Source organism: Neisseria gonorrhoeae (genome assembly GCF_003315235.1).
In the GTDB taxonomy this organism is placed as follows: Bacteria; Pseudomonadota; Gammaproteobacteria; order Burkholderiales; family Neisseriaceae; genus Neisseria; species Neisseria gonorrhoeae.
Genome location: NZ_QNRU01000004.1, coordinates 93852 through 109594 on the forward strand (window position 1 = coordinate 93852; position 15743 = coordinate 109594).

General features: G+C 54.2%; 6 protein-coding genes and 2 pseudogenes. 5 read left to right on the forward strand and 3 right to left on the reverse strand.

The genetic code is table 11. The annotated features are described in order from the left end of the window. Positions 1-77: 77 nt before the first annotated feature. Entirely contained in the window at positions 78-1952 is a 1875-nt protein-coding gene (locus DFR77_RS03505; protein WP_003687089.1) for a bifunctional chorismate-binding protein/class IV aminotransferase, read from the forward strand. Between the two features lie 60 nt (positions 1953-2012). Here the strand turns inward: DFR77_RS03505 and DFR77_RS03510 are convergent, their stop codons facing one another. Then, positions 2013-3629, reverse strand: coding sequence for a surface lipoprotein assembly modifier (locus tag DFR77_RS03510; protein ID WP_012504106.1), 1617 nt, complete (start codon positions 3627-3629; stop codon positions 2013-2015). Between the two features lie 242 nt (positions 3630-3871). Between DFR77_RS03510 and hupA the strand changes: the two genes are divergently transcribed. Together hupA and hupB are read left to right on the forward strand one after the other, a co-directional pair. Beyond that, the gene (hupA, locus tag DFR77_RS03515) at positions 3872-4954 is read left to right on the forward strand and encodes a haemoglobin-haptoglobin-utilization protein HupA (protein ID WP_003699363.1); all 1083 of its coding nucleotides are present in this window, start codon (positions 3872-3874) and stop codon (positions 4952-4954) included. Between the two features lie 27 nt (positions 4955-4981). Further along, positions 4982-7411, forward strand: a complete 2430-nt coding sequence (gene hupB, locus DFR77_RS03520) for a haemoglobin-haptoglobin-utilization protein HupB (RefSeq protein ID WP_003687084.1) — start codon at positions 4982-4984, stop codon at positions 7409-7411. A gap of 892 nt (positions 7412-8303) precedes the next feature. Here hupB and mnmE read toward each other — a convergent pair. Beyond that, positions 8304-9650, reverse strand: a complete 1347-nt coding sequence (mnmE, locus tag DFR77_RS03540) for a tRNA uridine-5-carboxymethylaminomethyl(34) synthesis GTPase MnmE (protein ID WP_003704621.1) — start codon at positions 9648-9650, stop codon at positions 8304-8306. Positions 9651-10087: 437 nt separating this feature from the next. Here mnmE and app point away from each other — a divergent pair. Beyond that, positions 10088-14498, forward strand: a pseudogene (gene app, locus DFR77_RS03550) (adhesion and penetration autotransporter App). 137 nt (positions 14499-14635) lie between these two features. After that, a pseudogene (locus DFR77_RS13665) lies at positions 14636-14746 on the forward strand (IS5/IS1182 family transposase); the annotation flags it as partial. Here the strand turns inward: DFR77_RS13665 and DFR77_RS03555 are convergent. Then, positions 14738-15433, reverse strand: coding sequence for a Fic family protein (locus tag DFR77_RS03555; protein ID WP_003687079.1), 696 nt, complete (start codon positions 15431-15433; stop codon positions 14738-14740). The pseudogene DFR77_RS13665 and the gene DFR77_RS03555 overlap by 9 nt on opposite strands. Positions 15434-15743 lie beyond the last annotated feature (310 nt).

Here is a 15743-nt window from a genome sequence, read left to right on the forward strand (position 1 = left end):
TTTTGCCCGAATTTGCCCCGCCGTCTGGAAATCCGTGTAAAAGGGGCGTATAATCAAAACATTTGCCCCGAATTGCCATGCCTTATTTCGCCCTGTTTGACGATGCCGTAAGCGGCCGCGCAAAACTCTATCAAAATCATGTGGAAAGCCGTTTTTTCCGTCCCGAAGAACTCGATGCTTTAGACGGCGCGCTGCAATCGGGATGGCAAAAAGGGCTGCATTCGGTGTTGTTTGCAGACTACGAATTCGGTTTGCCGCTGATGGGGATGGAATCCGAACGCGGCGGCAACATTGCCCTGCACTGGTTTGCCGACTGCGCCGACACCGATGCCGAAAGCTGGCTTGCCCGACATTCAGACGGCATCCCCGCCGGTATTTCCACGCCGCAATCCTCCGTATCCGAAACCGATTACCTCGACCGCATCCGCCAAATCCACGAAGCCATCCGGCGCGGCGACACCTATCAAATCAACTACACCACCCGCCTGCACCTGCAAGCCTACGGCAACCCCGTCAGCCTCTACCGCCGCCTGCGCCAGCCCGTCCCCTATGCCGTATTGTCCCACCTGCCCGATGAAGCCGGGCAATCCGCGTGGACGCTGTGTTTCTCGCCCGAACTCTTCCTCAACATCGCTTCAGACGGCATCATCAGCACCGAACCGATGAAAGGCACCGCGCCGATTTTGGGCGACGGACAAGACGAACGCCGCGCCGCCGAGTTGCAAGCAGACCCGAAAAACCGCGCCGAAAACGTGATGATTGTCGATTTGCTGCGCAACGACCTCGGCAAAATCGCCCAAACCGGTAAAGTATGCGTACCCGAGCCGTTTAAAGTATCGCGTTTCGGCAGCGTCTGGCAGATGACCAGCACCATCCGGGCGCAAGCCCTGCCGGACACCTCGTTCGCCGACACCCTCCGCGCCGCCTTCCCCTGCGGCAGCATCACCGGCGCGCCCAAAAAAATGAGTATGCAGATTATCGAATCGCTCGAAACCGAAGCGCGCGGGCTTTATACGGGCAGCATCGGCTATTTGAACCCGTGTTCCGGCGGCTTGGGGTTTGAAGGCGCGTTCAACGTCGTCATCCGCACCCTGTCGCTCAAACCCGTTTCAGACGGCATTGTTTCAGGCATCGGCGGCACGGATTCAAACGCGCAAGCCCGAACGGCAGGACAAGGCGGGGAAACGCCGCATCCGTTTGAAGCCAATCCGCCGTATCGGGGCGTGTACGGTGTCGGTTCCGGCATCGTCATCGACAGCGACCCCGCCGCCGAATATCGCGAATGCGGCTGGAAAGCCCGATTCCTCAACGAACTGCGCCCCGATTTCGGCATTTTTGAAACCCTGCGCGCGGAAAACAGGCAATGCGCCCTGCTCGACCGCCACCTATGCCGTCTGAAAACCTCCGCCCAAGCCCTCAACCTGCCCCTGCCCGACGGCTGCGAAAATCAAATCAAACAATACATTGCCGACTTGCCCGACGGCGCGTTCCGCATCAAAGCCCTGCTCGCTTCAGACGGCATCAGCCTGTCCCACGCCGTTTTAAACCGTCTGACCGACAAACAGCGCGTCATCATTTCGCCGACCATCCTGCCCGCACAAAACTACCTGCGCCGCTTCAAAACCACACACCGCGCCATCTTCGACCAAGCGTGGCAAACCGCCGAAACGCAAGGCGCGTTCGACAGCCTGTTTTTCAATTCGGACGGCATCCTACTCGAAGGCGGCAGGAGCAACGTGTTCGTCAAACATCGCGGACAATGGCTCACGCCCTCTTTAGATTTAGACATTTTAAACGGCATAATGCGCCAAGCCGTGTCGGACGAACCGCAAAAATATTTGCACACAAATCAAGTGATTGAAACACACATCACACAAAAAACACTGCAAGGGGCCGAAGAAATCCGCCTCTCCAACGCCTTGCGCGGCGTATTTGCCGCCGTCCTTGCCTGAACGCGCAAAAATGCCGTCCGAACCTGCTGCCGCAAAGTTCGGACGGCATTATCCCACCATTCAAAACCGCCAATCCGCCGACACAAACACCTCGCTGTTGCGGCGTTTTGCATACGGCACATTGCTTTCCGTCTTACCGAAGCGGTAGTTCAACGTCGGCACGATGCCTTTGTACGACAACTTGTCGTGGCTCAAAGCCAGCGAGACATTCCATTCGCGGTTACGCTGCGCCTCCGTCGAAAATGCCGCAATGCCTTTGTAGTTGCGGTGGGCGTAAGACGCGGCAATCCGGCTGTTCAAACCGCCCGTCCCGCCCCACTCCTGCGCCCAACCGATATGGACGGCGTTGCGGCGGTAGGCGGCATTGTTGACCGCGCCGCCCACCGTTTCGCGTTTCGGCACAAACCGCGCAAACTGCCAGCCGCCGAACACGGTTGCCGAGCCGCCCAACCGCCTTGCCAGCGACACATAAAGCCCGTCCTGCCAACCGTCGTTGCGTTCCGCCCGGCCTTGTTCGCGGTAGCGTTGGCGGTAACGTTCCAGCGACACCGAAAGCTGCGACCGGCGGCTCAGGCGGTAAGAATGCGCCAACTGCACACCCGCCCCGTGCGCCAGCATATACGGCGCAAGCCGGCGGTCGGCAGGCGGTTTCGTTTTCGCATCAAAGCCGTCGCTACCCGACAATTGCGCCTGATAAAACGGCAAAACCCCCACCGTCTGCCGCGCATTTTTATACTGCCAGCCCAAATAAGCCCTGCCGAAAGCATCGTCATAAGCCGATTTGCGGCTGAAATAATAGCTTGTGCCCCCGACATTGGCGCGGAACAGCAGATAATGGTTGTCCGCCAGCGCAGTCAGCTTTTCCGCCCCGGCCTCATAATCCAACCCTGCCGCACGGACAGGTCCGGTAACGCTGCATATCCGGCTGCCGCCGCCCTGCAGGCAGTATTGCGGCGCGGCATTGTTGGCGTTTTTGTTCACAGAAGGGCTGATGCCGCCCGAAAAATGCCAGCCCGTCAGCCCCTCCGTTTTTTTCCGGAAACGCCCCACATTTTCCAAAACCGGCGCCGGCAAATCCAATTTTGCCGCCTCCGCAAAATGCAGCCCTGCCGACTTCAGCCGGAAATCGTCAAACTCCGCCGCCGCCAAATCCAGCAAAACCCGCTCGTCTGCCGCATTATCCCTGTGCAACGCCCGATAGCGCGCCACCGCCTCCGCCGGCCTTCCCGCCAATTTCGCCAGCAAAGCCCGCGCCCTGCCGTACAACACCGCATCATAATCCGGCAGCTTGGCATACAAATCCGCCAACGAAGCGATCAAATCCGCCTGATTGCCGTTGAGCGCGTCGCGCAAAACGTGTTCCAACAACTGCGGGCGCGACAGCAGGAAATCCCCGTCGATTACGCGCGAACCGCCGTTTGCGGCAGAATCCCCTTCCGGCGGCATTCCCGCCCAACCCTCCGCAGCCGCACGCTGGGCGCGCAACGCCGCCGCATCGTCCCGAACGTCGGGCAAGCCGGCGGCATACGCGCCGACCGCACCCCAAACACACAGCGCGGCACACAGCCGGCATACCCGATACACACTATCCTTCAATTTGCCTTCCTTAAAAAACACCGCCGGACGGCGGCGGCAGAAACGCCGCAAGCCCCACGCGCGGCGGACGCGGCGCATCATATAGTGGATTAACAAAAATCAGGACAAGGCGACGAAGCCGCAGACAGTACAGATAGTACGGCAAGGCGAGGCAACGCCGTACCGGTTTTTGTTAATCCGCTATAAAAAACAAAGGTAGAAACACGGCAGGCAAACGCAGGCACGTCCGATTTCCGCGCCGCCCCATAAAACAGTTGACATCATATAACATTTAAATTGATAATCAAAACTATTATTAATACATCATCAAGATTGAGTATGCGATGAAATACAAAGCCCTGCCCTTACTGCCGCTTGCCGCCGCCCTTGCCGCCTGTGCCGGGGGGGGGGTAGCCGAACCGCACGTCCCCGTGTCCATCCCCACCGCCACGCCGCTGCCCGCCGGCGAGGTAACGTTATCAAGCGATAACGGCAATATCGAAAACATCAACACCGCCGGCGCCGGAAGCGCATCCGACGCGCCGAGCCGCAGCAGACGCTCGCTCGATGCCGCCCCGCAAAACACATCCGGCATTTCCATTCGGCAGCGGGAAGTAGAAAAAGACTATTTCGGCTATAAATCAAAAGAAACATCATTCATCTTCAAAACACCCGGCGGCGCGCAATACGCCCTTTCATCCTACGCCGACCCCATAACCGTCAGCTACTCCTCCCCCGATTTCAAAATTCCCGACCGCCACGCAGGGCAGCGGCTCGCCGACGGCAGCCGCATCTTTATCTGCTGCAGCGACTCCGGGGCTACTTCGTATGCGGAAATTACCAAACAAGATTATATGAAATTCGGGGCGTGGATAGGTCCCAACGGCGAAATCGACCTCTTCGCCGGCGGCTTCCCCGTCGGCAAAACGCCGCCTCCTGCGTTCTCCTACGGCAGCAGCACGCCCGAAACCGCATTGTCAAAAGGTAAAATCACTTATCAGGTTTGGGGCATCCGCGTCAGAAACGGGCAATTTGTTACTTCCTCTTATACGCCGCCGAAAAGCGGTTCTTATTATGGGACACTTGCCAATACCCCCGTCCTTTCCTTTATCACCGCCAATTTCAACAGCAACACACTGGCAGGCAAAATCCTCGGCAACAGCGATTACGGGCCGGATGTGGATATTCAAAACGCAACGATTACCGGTCCGACCTTTTCCGGCGATGCCACGTCCGGCGGGAAAAACGGCAAATTGGAAGGCAAGTTTTTTGGCAAGTTCGCCAGCACCCGCAGCAGCGAAGTCAGCATAGGCGGCAAAATCACCTTTGACGGCGACCGCTCCCTCGATACCGTATTCGGCGGTGTGAGTTATGAAAAAAAACTTGATGACACCAGTCAAGATACCAACCACCTTACTAAACAATAAACCACCTCATCCCTGCAAAGGTTTCTTATGCCCATTCCCTTCAAACCCGTATTGGCTGCCGCCGCCATCGCCCAAGCGTTTCCCGCCTTTGCGGCAGACCCCGCGCCGCAGTCCGCCCAAACGCTGAACGAAATCACCGTTACCGGCACGCACAAAACCCAAAAACTCGGCGAAGAAAAAATCCGCCGCAAAACCTTAGACAAGCTCTTGGCCAACGACGAACACGACCTGGTGCGCTACGACCCCGGCATTTCCGTCGTCGAAGGCGGCAGGGCGGGTTCTAACGGCTTTACCATACGCGGCGTGGACAAAGACCGCGTCGCCATCAACGTTGACGGGCTGGCGCAGGCGGAAAGCCGCTCTTCCGAAGCCTTCCAAGAATTGTTCGGCGCGTACGGCAACTTCAACGCCAACCGCAACACTTCCGAGCCGGAAAACTTTTCCGAAGTAACCATCACCAAAGGCGCGGACTCGCTCAAATCCGGCAGCGGCGCATTGGGCGGCGCAGTCAATTACCAAACCAAATCCGCAAGCGACTATGTTTCCGAAGACAAGCCCTACCATTTGGGGATAAAGGGCGGCAGCGTCGGCAAAAACAGCCAAAAATTCAGCAGCATTACCGCCGCCGGCAGGCTCTTTGGTTTGGATGCCTTATTGGTTTATACCCGCCGCTTCGGCAAAGAAACCAAAAACCGCTCGACCGAGGGCGATGTCGAAATTAAAAACGACGGATATGTCTTTGACCCGGCCAACCCCTCGCCCAGCAGATACCTTACCTACAAAGCCACAGGGGTTGCTCGCTCCCAACCCGACCCGCAAGAATGGGTAAACAAAAGCACCCTGTTCAAGCTGGGCTACAATTTCAACGACCGCAACCGCATCGGCTGGATTTTTGAAGACTCGCGCACCGACCGTTTTACCAACGAGCTGTCTAATTTGTGGACGGGTACGACCACGTCTGCCGCAACGGGCGACTACCGCCACCGCCAAGACGTGAGCTACCGCCGCCGCACCGGCGTCGAATACAAAAACGAATTGGAACACGGCCCGTGGGACAGCCTCAAGCTGCGCTACGACAAGCAGCGCATCGATATGAACACTTGGACTTGGGACATCCCGAAAAATTACGATACAAACGGCATCAACGGCGAGGTTTACCATTCGTTCCGGCATATCCGCCAAAACACCGCGCAATGGACTGCCGATTTTGAAAAACAACTCGACTTTTCCAAAGCCGTTTGGGCGGCGCAATACGGCTTAGGCGGCGGCAGAGGGGACAATGCCAACTCGGATTACAGTTATTTCGCAAAACTGTACGACCCCAAAATCCTCGCTTCCAACCAAGCCAAAATCACGATGCTGATCGAAAACCGGTCGAAATATAAATTTGCCTATTGGAACAATGTGTTTCACTTGGGCGGCAACGACCGCTTCCGCCTGAATGCGGGCATACGCTACGACAAAAACAGCAGCAGCGCGAAAGACGATCCGAAATACACCACCGCCATCCGGGGGCAGATTCCCCATTTGGGTTCGGAACGCGCGCACGCGGGCTTCAGCTACGGCACAGGGTTCGACTGGCGGTTTACCAAGCATCTGCACTTGTTGGCAAAATACAGCACCGGCTTCCGCGCACCGACTTCGGACGAAACCTGGCTGCTGTTCCCACACCCCGATTTCTACCTGAAAACCAATCCCGAACTGAAAGCGGAAAAAGCCAAAAACTGGGAATTGGGCCTGGCGGGCAGCGGCAAAGCTGGCAGCTTCAAGCTTTCGGGCTTCAAAACCAAATACCGCGACTTTATCGAATTGACGTATATGGGCGTTTCGTCAGACGATAAAAACAACCCCAGATACGCCCCGCTTTCAGACGGCACGGCATTGGTCAGCTCGCCCGTTTGGCAAAACCAAAACCGCACCGCCGCCTGGGTGAAAGGCATAGAGTTTAACGGCACTTGGAACCTCGACAGCATCGGGCTGCCCAAAGGGCTGCACACCGGCCTCAACGTCAGCTACATCAAGGGCAAGGCAACGCAAAACAACGGCAAAGAAACGCCCATCAACGCGCTTTCGCCGTGGACGGCGGTTTACAGCCTGGGCTATGACGCGCCTTCCAAACGCTGGGGCGTCAACGCCTACGCCGCGCGCACCGCCGCCAAAAAGCCGTCCGACACCGTCCACAGCAACGACGACTTGAACAAACCGTGGCCTTATGCCAAACACAGCAAGGCCTATACGCTGTTCGACCTTTCCGCCTACCTCAACATCGGCAAACAGGTTACGCTCCGCGCCGCCGCGTACAACATTACCAACAAGCAGTACTACACTTGGGAATCTTTACGCAGCGTCCGCGAGTTCGGCACGGTCAACCGCGTCAACAACAAAACCCACGCCGGCATCCAACGCTTTACCTCGCCGGGCAGGAGCTACAATTTCACCATCGAAGCGAAGTTCTAAGCTCCTGATGTGCCAATGCCGTCTGAAACCCGATGATTTGGGTTTCAGACGGCATTTTTTACGGTCGCACCGCCGCCCCCTTTCAGGCTTGTACCAAGCCCAATCCCGCAACTCTCCGTCATTCCCGCAACTCTCCGTCATTCCCAGGGAAGTGGGAATCTAGAAACGCAAAGCCACAGGAACTTATCCGAAACAACAGCAACCTAAAATTCGTCATTCCCACGAAAGTGGGAATCCAGTTCGTTGAGTTTCAGTTATTTAAAATAAATTTTGAAACTTTAATCCCATCATTCCCGCGAAAGCGGGAATCCGGAACGTAAAATCTAAAGAAACCGTTTTATCCGATAAGTTTCCGTACCGACGGGGCTGGATTCCCGCCTGCGCGGGAATGACGGCGGAGCGGTTTCTGTTTTTTCCGATAAATTCCTAAAACTTAAAATTTCATCATTCCCACAAGGACAGAAAACCAAAAACAGAAACCTAAAATTCGTCATTCCCGCAAAAACGGGAATCCAGTTCGTTGAGTTTCAGTTATTTAGAATAAATTTTGAAACTTTAATCCCGTCATTCCCGCGAAAGCGGGAATCCGGAACGTAAAATCTGAAGAAACCGTTTTCCCGATAAGTTTCCGTGCCGACGGGGCTGGATTCCCGCCTGCGCGGGAATGACGATATTTCAGTTTTCTGTTTTTGATTTTTTTGTTTTTACAGGAATGACGGGGCTTTCAGTATTGAAAAAAGTTGCCGTACCGCGCCGATAATTTCCGCCTGCGCGGAATGAAGATTTAAGCGTTGCCCGAAATTCAAAAAACCAAAACCGAACGGATCGGATTCCCGTTTTTATGGGATAACGGAATGTTCAGCCGGACACCGCCACAATGCCTCCGGCCCGCTTATTTTCCGATGCAAAACCTCGAAAAAATCACGCCGAGCAGGTCGTCCGCCGTAAATTCCCCCGTAATTTCGCCGCACGCGACCTGAGCCAGCCGCAAGTGTTCGGCAAACAGCTCGATTTGATGGTTGCCGCACAAAACGGCCAGCGACAATTCTTCCTGCGCCGCCTTGAGTGCGTTGACGTGCCGCGTCCGCGCCAAAAACAGCCCTTCGCTTTCGCCCTGCCAACCGGCCTCGCACAACAGCGTCCGTTTCAGCGCGTCCAAGCCGTCGCCGGTTTTCGCCGACAGCGCGATGACGGTTTCCGCGCCCGTACCGAACCCGCCTGCCGCGTGTGCGTGCAAATCGGATTTGCTGTGGATTTCAATGCGTTTCAAATCCGACGGCAACGTATCCAAAATCATCCGCGTCTTTTCATTCAAACCCTCGCGCGGATCGACCAACACCAGCGCGACATCGGCTTCGGATACGGCTTTGCGGCTGCGTTCGATGCCGATGCGTTCGACCACGTCGTCCGTCTCGCGCAAACCTGCCGTATCGACAATATGCACCGGCACGCCGTCAATCAGGATACGTTCCCTGACCGCGTCGCGCGTCGTTCCGGCAATATCGGTAACAATCGCCACTTCGTCGCCCGCCAGCGCGTTCAACAGGCTGGACTTGCCGACATTCGGCGCACCGACCAATACGACATTCAGACCTTCGCGTAAAATCGCGCCCTGCTGCGCGTTGGCAAGCACATCATCCACGGCGCGGCGCAAGCCGTCCAGTTTGCCGCGTGCGTCCGCCGCTTCGAGAAAATCGATGTCTTCCTCGGGAAAATCCAGCGCCGCTTCGACCAGCATCCGCAAGGTAATCAAGTCTTCGACCAAACCGTGTATCCGCCGCGAAAAATCGCCCTTGAGCGAGCGCAACGCCAGACGCGCCGCCGAACGGCCGGATGCGTCAATCAAATCCGCCACGCCTTCCGCCTGTGCCAAGTCCAGTTTGTCGTTTAAAAACGCACGTTTGGTAAACTCGCCCGGCTCGGCAAGGCGCGCGCCCAGTTCCAAACAGCGGTTCAGCAGCATCTCCATCACTACCGGCCCGCCGTGTCCCTGAAGCTCGATGACATCTTCGCCCGTAAAACTTGCCGGCGCGGCAAAAAACAGTAGCAGCCCGCTATCGATTGCCTGTCCGTCCGCGTCCGTAAAATCAGCATAGGTTGCCACGCGCGGCTCGGGCGTTTTCCCACACAAAGCCTGCGCCATCGGCAACAGGTTTTTCCCCGATATGCGTATCACGCCCACGCCGCCGCGTCCGGGCGCGGTCGCGACTGCCGCAATCGTTGGAACGTTATCCGACATAAAACCCCCGAAAATTCAAAACAGCCGCGATTATAGCAAATGCCGTCTGAAGTCCGACGGTTCGGCTTTCAGATGGCATTGCCGGCTTGTGTAAAACGATATTCCGACACCGCACGGCACAAAACCCTGCCCCGCATTCCGCCTCCGGTCGGTTTTTACCGCCGAAAACGGCGGGGTTCCGACCGAAAAGGAACGGGGATAAAGTAAAGTGTGATATGATTTCGTATTCAAAATGATGCCTTTATGTGCAACCCATCGATTGCTCCGGCGAGTTGATAAAAATCCCCTTTTTTTCCTTCCCGCCCTTCCCTGCACCATCTCCGAACAGAAGCGGCAAAATACGCCGAACCGCACATATAGCCACATCCCGCGCGCCGCCCGGAAGCGGAAGCCGCGCCCTCCCAAACAAACCGAATCCCGTCAGATAAGGAAAAATAATGAAAACAACCGACAAACGGACAACCGAAACACACCGCAAAGCCCCTAAAACCGGCCGCATCCGCTTCTCGCCCGCTTACTTAGCCATATGCCTGTCGTTCGGCATTCTGCCCCAAGCCCGGGCGGGACACACTTATTTCGGCATCAACTACCAATACTATCGCGACTTTGCCGAAAATAAAGGCAAGTTTGCAGTCGGGGCGAAAGATATTGAGGTTTACAACAAAAAAGGGGAGTTGGTCGGCAAATCGATGACGAAAGCCCCGATGATTGATTTTTCTGTGGTATCGCGTAACGGCGTGGCGGCATTGGCGGGCGATCAATATATTGTGAGCGTGGCACATAACGGCGGCTATAACAATGTTGATTTTGGTGCGGAGGGAAGCAATCCCGATCAGCACCGCTTTTCTTACCAAATTGTGAAAAGAAATAATTATAAAGCAGGGACTAACGGCCATCCTTATGGCGGCGATTATCATATGCCGCGTTTGCACAAATTTGTCACAGATGCAGAACCTGTTGAGATGACCAGTTATATGGATGGGTGGAAATACGCTGATTTAAATAAATACCCTGATCGTGTTCGAATCGGAGCAGGCAGACAATATTGGCGGTCTGATGAAGACGAACCCAATAACCGCGAAAGTTCATATCATATTGCAAGCGCATATTCTTGGCTCGTCGGTGGCAATACCTTTGCACAAAATGGATCAGGTGGTGGCACAGTCAACTTAGGTAGCGAAAAAATTAAACATAGCCCATATGGTTTTTTACCAACAGGAGGCTCATTTGGCGACAGTGGCTCACCAATGTTTATCTATGATGCCCAAAAGCAAAAGTGGTTAATTAATGGGGTATTGCAAACAGGCAACCCCTATATAGGAAAAAGCAATGGCTTCCAGCTAGTTCGTAAAGATTGGTTCTATGATGAAATCTTTGCTGGAGATACCCATTCAGTATTCTACGAACCACATCAAAATGGGAAATACTTTTTTAACGACAATAATAATGGCGCAGGAAAAATCGATGCCAAACATAAACACTATTCTCTACCTTATAGATTAAAAACACGAACCGTTCAATTGTTTAATGTTTCTTTATCCGAGACAGCAAGAGAACCTGTTTATCATGCTGCAGGTGGGGTCAACAGTTATCGACCCAGACTGAATAATGGAGAAAATATTTCCTTTATTGACAAAGGAAAAGGTGAATTGATACTTACCAGCAACATCAACCAAGGCGCGGGCGGTTTGTATTTTGAGGGTAATTTTACGGTCTCGCCTAAAAACAACGAAACGTGGCAAGGCGCGGGCGTTCATATCAGTGATGGCAGTACCGTTACTTGGAAAGTAAACGGCGTGGCAAACGACCGCCTGTCCAAAATCGGCAAAGGCACGCTGCTGGTTCAAGCCAAAGGGGAAAACCAAGGCTCGGTCAGCGTGGGCGACGGTAAAGTCATCTTAGATCAGCAGGCGGACGATCAAGGCAAAAAACAAGCCTTTAGTGAAATCGGCTTGGTCAGCGGCAGGGGGACGGTGCAACTGAATGCCGATAATCAATTCAACCCCGACAAACTCTATTTCGGCTTTCGCGGCGGACGTTTGGATTTGAACGGGCATTCGCTTTCGTTCCACCGCATTCAAAATACCGATGAAGGGGCGATGATTGTCAACCACAATCAAGACAAAGAATCCACCGTTACCATTACAGGCAATAAAGATATTACTACAACCGGCAATAACAACAACTTGGATAGCAAAAAAGAAATTGCCTACAACGGTTGGTTTGGCGAGAAAGATGCAACCAAAACGAACGGGCGGCTCAATCTGAATTACCAACCGGAAGAAGCGGATCGCACTTTACTGCTTTCCGGCGGAACAAATTTAAACGGCAATATCACGCAAACAAACGGCAAACTGTTTTTCAGCGGCAGACCGACACCGCACGCCTACAATCATTTAGGAAGCGGGTGGTCAAAAATGGAAGGTATCCCACAAGGAGAAATCGTGTGGGACAACGATTGGATCGACCGCACATTTAAAGCGGAAAACTTCCATATTCAGGGCGGACAAGCGGTGGTTTCCCGCAATGTTGCCAAAGTGGAAGGCGATTGGCATTTAAGCAATCACGCCCAAGCAGTTTTCGGTGTCGCACCGCATCAAAGCCACACAATCTGTACACGTTCGGACTGGACGGGTCTGACAAGTTGTACCGAAAAAACCATTACCGACGATAAAGTGATTGCTTCATTGAGCAAGACCGACATCAGAGGCAATGTCAGCCTTGCCGATCACGCTCATTTAAATCTCACAGGACTTGCCACACTCAACGGCAATCTTAGTGCAGGCGGAGACACGCACTATACGGTTACGCGCAACGCCACCCAAAACGGCAACCTTAGCCTCGTGGGCAATGCCCAAGCAACATTTAATCAAGCCACATTAAACGGCAACACATCGGCTTCGGACAATGCTTCATTTAATCTAAGCAACAACGCCGTACAAAACGGCAGTCTGACGCTTTCCGACAACGCTAAGGCAAACGTAAGCCATTCCGCACTCAACGGCAATGTCTCCCTAGCCGATAAGGCAGTATTCCATTTTGAAAACAGCCGCTTTACCGGAAAAATCAGCGGCGGCAAGGATACGGCATTACACTTAAAAGACAGCGAATGGACGCTGCCGTCGGGCACGGAATTAGGCAATTTAAACCTTGACAACGCCACCATTACACTCAATTCCGCCTATCGACACGATGCGGCAGGCGCGCAAACCGGCAGTGCGGCAGATGCGCCGCGCCGCCGTTCGCGCCGTTCCCTATTATCCGTTACGCCGCCAACTTCGGCAGAATCCCGTTTCAACACGCTGACGGTAAACGGCAAATTGAACGGTCAGGGAACATTCCGCTTTATGTCGGAACTCTTCGGCTACCGCAGCGGCAAATTGAAGCTGGCGGAAAGTTCCGAAGGCACTTACACCTTGGCTGTCAACAATACCGGCAACGAACCCGTAAGTCTCGAGCAATTGACGGTAGTGGAAGGAAAAGACAACACACCGCTGTCCGAAAATCTTAATTTCACCCTGCAAAACGAACACGTCGATGCCGGCGCATGGCGTTATCAGCTTATCCGCAAAGACGGCGAGTTCCGCCTGCATAATCCGGTCAAAGAACAAGAGCTTTCCGACAAACTCGGCAAGGCGGGAGAAACAGAGGCCGCCTTGACGGCAAAACAGGCACAACTTGCCGCCAAACAACAGGCGGAAAAAGACAACGCGCAAAGCCTTGACGCGCTGATTGCGGCCGGGCGCAATGCCACCGAAAAGGCAGAAAGCGTTGCCGAACCGGCCCGGCAGGCAGGCAGGCGGGGAAAATGCCGGCATTATGCAGGCGGAGGAAGAGAAAAAACGGGTGCAGGCGGATAAAGACACCGCCTTGGCGAAACAGCGCGAAGCGGAAACCCGGCCGGCTACCACCGCCTTCCCCCGCGCCCGCCGCGCCCGCCGGGATTTGCCGCAACCGCAGCCCCAACCGCAACCCCAACCGCAGCGCGACCTGATCAGCCGTTATGCCAATAGCGGTTTGAGTGAATTTTCCGCCACGCTCAACAGCGTTTTCGCCGTACAGGACGAATTGGACCGCGTGTTTGCCGAAGACCGCCGCAACGCCGTTTGGACAAGCGGCATCCGGGACACCAAACACTACCGTTCGCAAGATTTCCGCGCCTACCGCCAACAAACCGACCTGCGCCAAATCGGTATGCAGAAAAACCTCGGCAGCGGGCGCGTCGGCATCCTGTTTTCGCACAACCGGACCGGAAACACCTTCGACGACGGCATCGGCAACTCGGCACGGCTTGCCCACGGTGCCGTTTTCGGGCAATACGGCATCGGCAGGTTCGACATCGGCATCAGCGCGGGCGCGGGTTTTAGTAGCGGCAGCCTTTCAGACGGCATCAGAGGCAAAATCCGCCGCCGCGTGCTGCATTACGGCATTCAGGCAAGATACCGCGCAGGTTTCGGCGGATTCGGCATCGAACCGCACATCGGCGCAACGCGCTATTTCGTCCAAAAAGCGGATTACCGATACGAAAACGTCAATATCGCCACCCCGGGCCTTGCATTCAACCGCTACCGCGCGGGCATTAAGGCAGATTATTCATTCAAACCGGCGCAACACATTTCCATCACGCCTTATTTGAGCCTGTCCTATACCGATGCCGCTTCCGGCAAAGTCCGAACGCGCGTCAATACCGCCGTATTGGCGCAGGATTTCGGCAAAACCCGCAGTGCGGAATGGGGCGTAAACGCCGAAATCAAAGGTTTCACGCTGTCCCTCCACGCTGCCGCCGCCAAGGGGCCGCAATTGGAAGCGCAGCACAGCGCGGGCATCAAATTAGGCTACCGCTGGTAACCGCCGGATATGCCGAAAGGGGTTTGACGATGCCGCCGTGCACTGTCAAACCCCTTTTTCTGCCACCTTGTGCCTACTCCATCGTCTGATAACCGTCAAATTGATTTTTAGCCCATGTTCGGCGAGTCGGGGAAATCTATAGTGGATTAAATTTAAATCAGGACAAGGCGGCGAAGCCGCAGACAGTAAAAATAGTACGGCAAGGCGAGGCAACGCCGTACCGGTTTAAATTTAATCCACTATATATCTTCGTCCGCGCCGAAATAGTCTATGCCCGATATACAATTTTGATACACAAACTTGGAAATATCGGTATCGTCGCCGGTGCGATAGAATGCGGATAGTTTTTCATTGAATCGCGGCATCTGCATTTCGGAGATTTCCAGGATACCGCAGCCCCCCGCCATCATCAGGCCGTTGGCAAATAGGGTTGCCGTCCGTTTGTTGCCGTCCCAAAAAACCTGCTGCCGCATACAATAGAGCATGAAACGAACGGCTGCTTCCGTCGTCGAACCGCTTTGCAGTCCGATATTTTGCAACACGCGGGCCACTTCAATTTCCTTCACCGGATTCGGGGCATGACGGGAACCGTCCAATAGCGTTACGCCGACCGAACCGGTACGGAAATCCACGGGTACCAAAGAATCGTCCTTGGCAACAATGTTGTTGATTCTTTTAAGGAGTGAAATATTGACCGGTTCGCCGTTTGAAATATGCGAAATCACATATTGATAGGCACGTTTCAGGTTCAAGATGGTTTGGATGTCTTCCAGTGACGCGGAGGCTACATTTTTGTCATTGATAATTTGCTCGGTCTGCAACAAGGTCGTCTGACAATTCTCAAAACGGCTGAGGTTGTGAATTTGAGCAACCAATACTTTCTTTGCCAGAAAAATATTTTCTTCCAAACTCAACTTGTATTTGTCGGGAAACACGATAATTCCTTAAATAATTAAAGCAGTACGTTAAATCATCATCTTATCATCACTTTCGGGGTTTATGTTGCGTGCGTCCGTTTTCTAATACGGTTTCCCATCCCGCGAAACGCGGCGGAAGCCTGTGCAAAAAACCTGTTCACGAAATTTTCCGCATAAAGATACGCTGAAAATGCGCTAAAAATGGCTGTGTTTGAATATCGGTTGATTTCATCCGTTTGTGTAACCTCGCGCCGGTTTTGTCATGATTTTGCATTATTTTTGTTATGCGGATATTTCACGGGATGACAAAACGGGCGCAAAAAAGCCC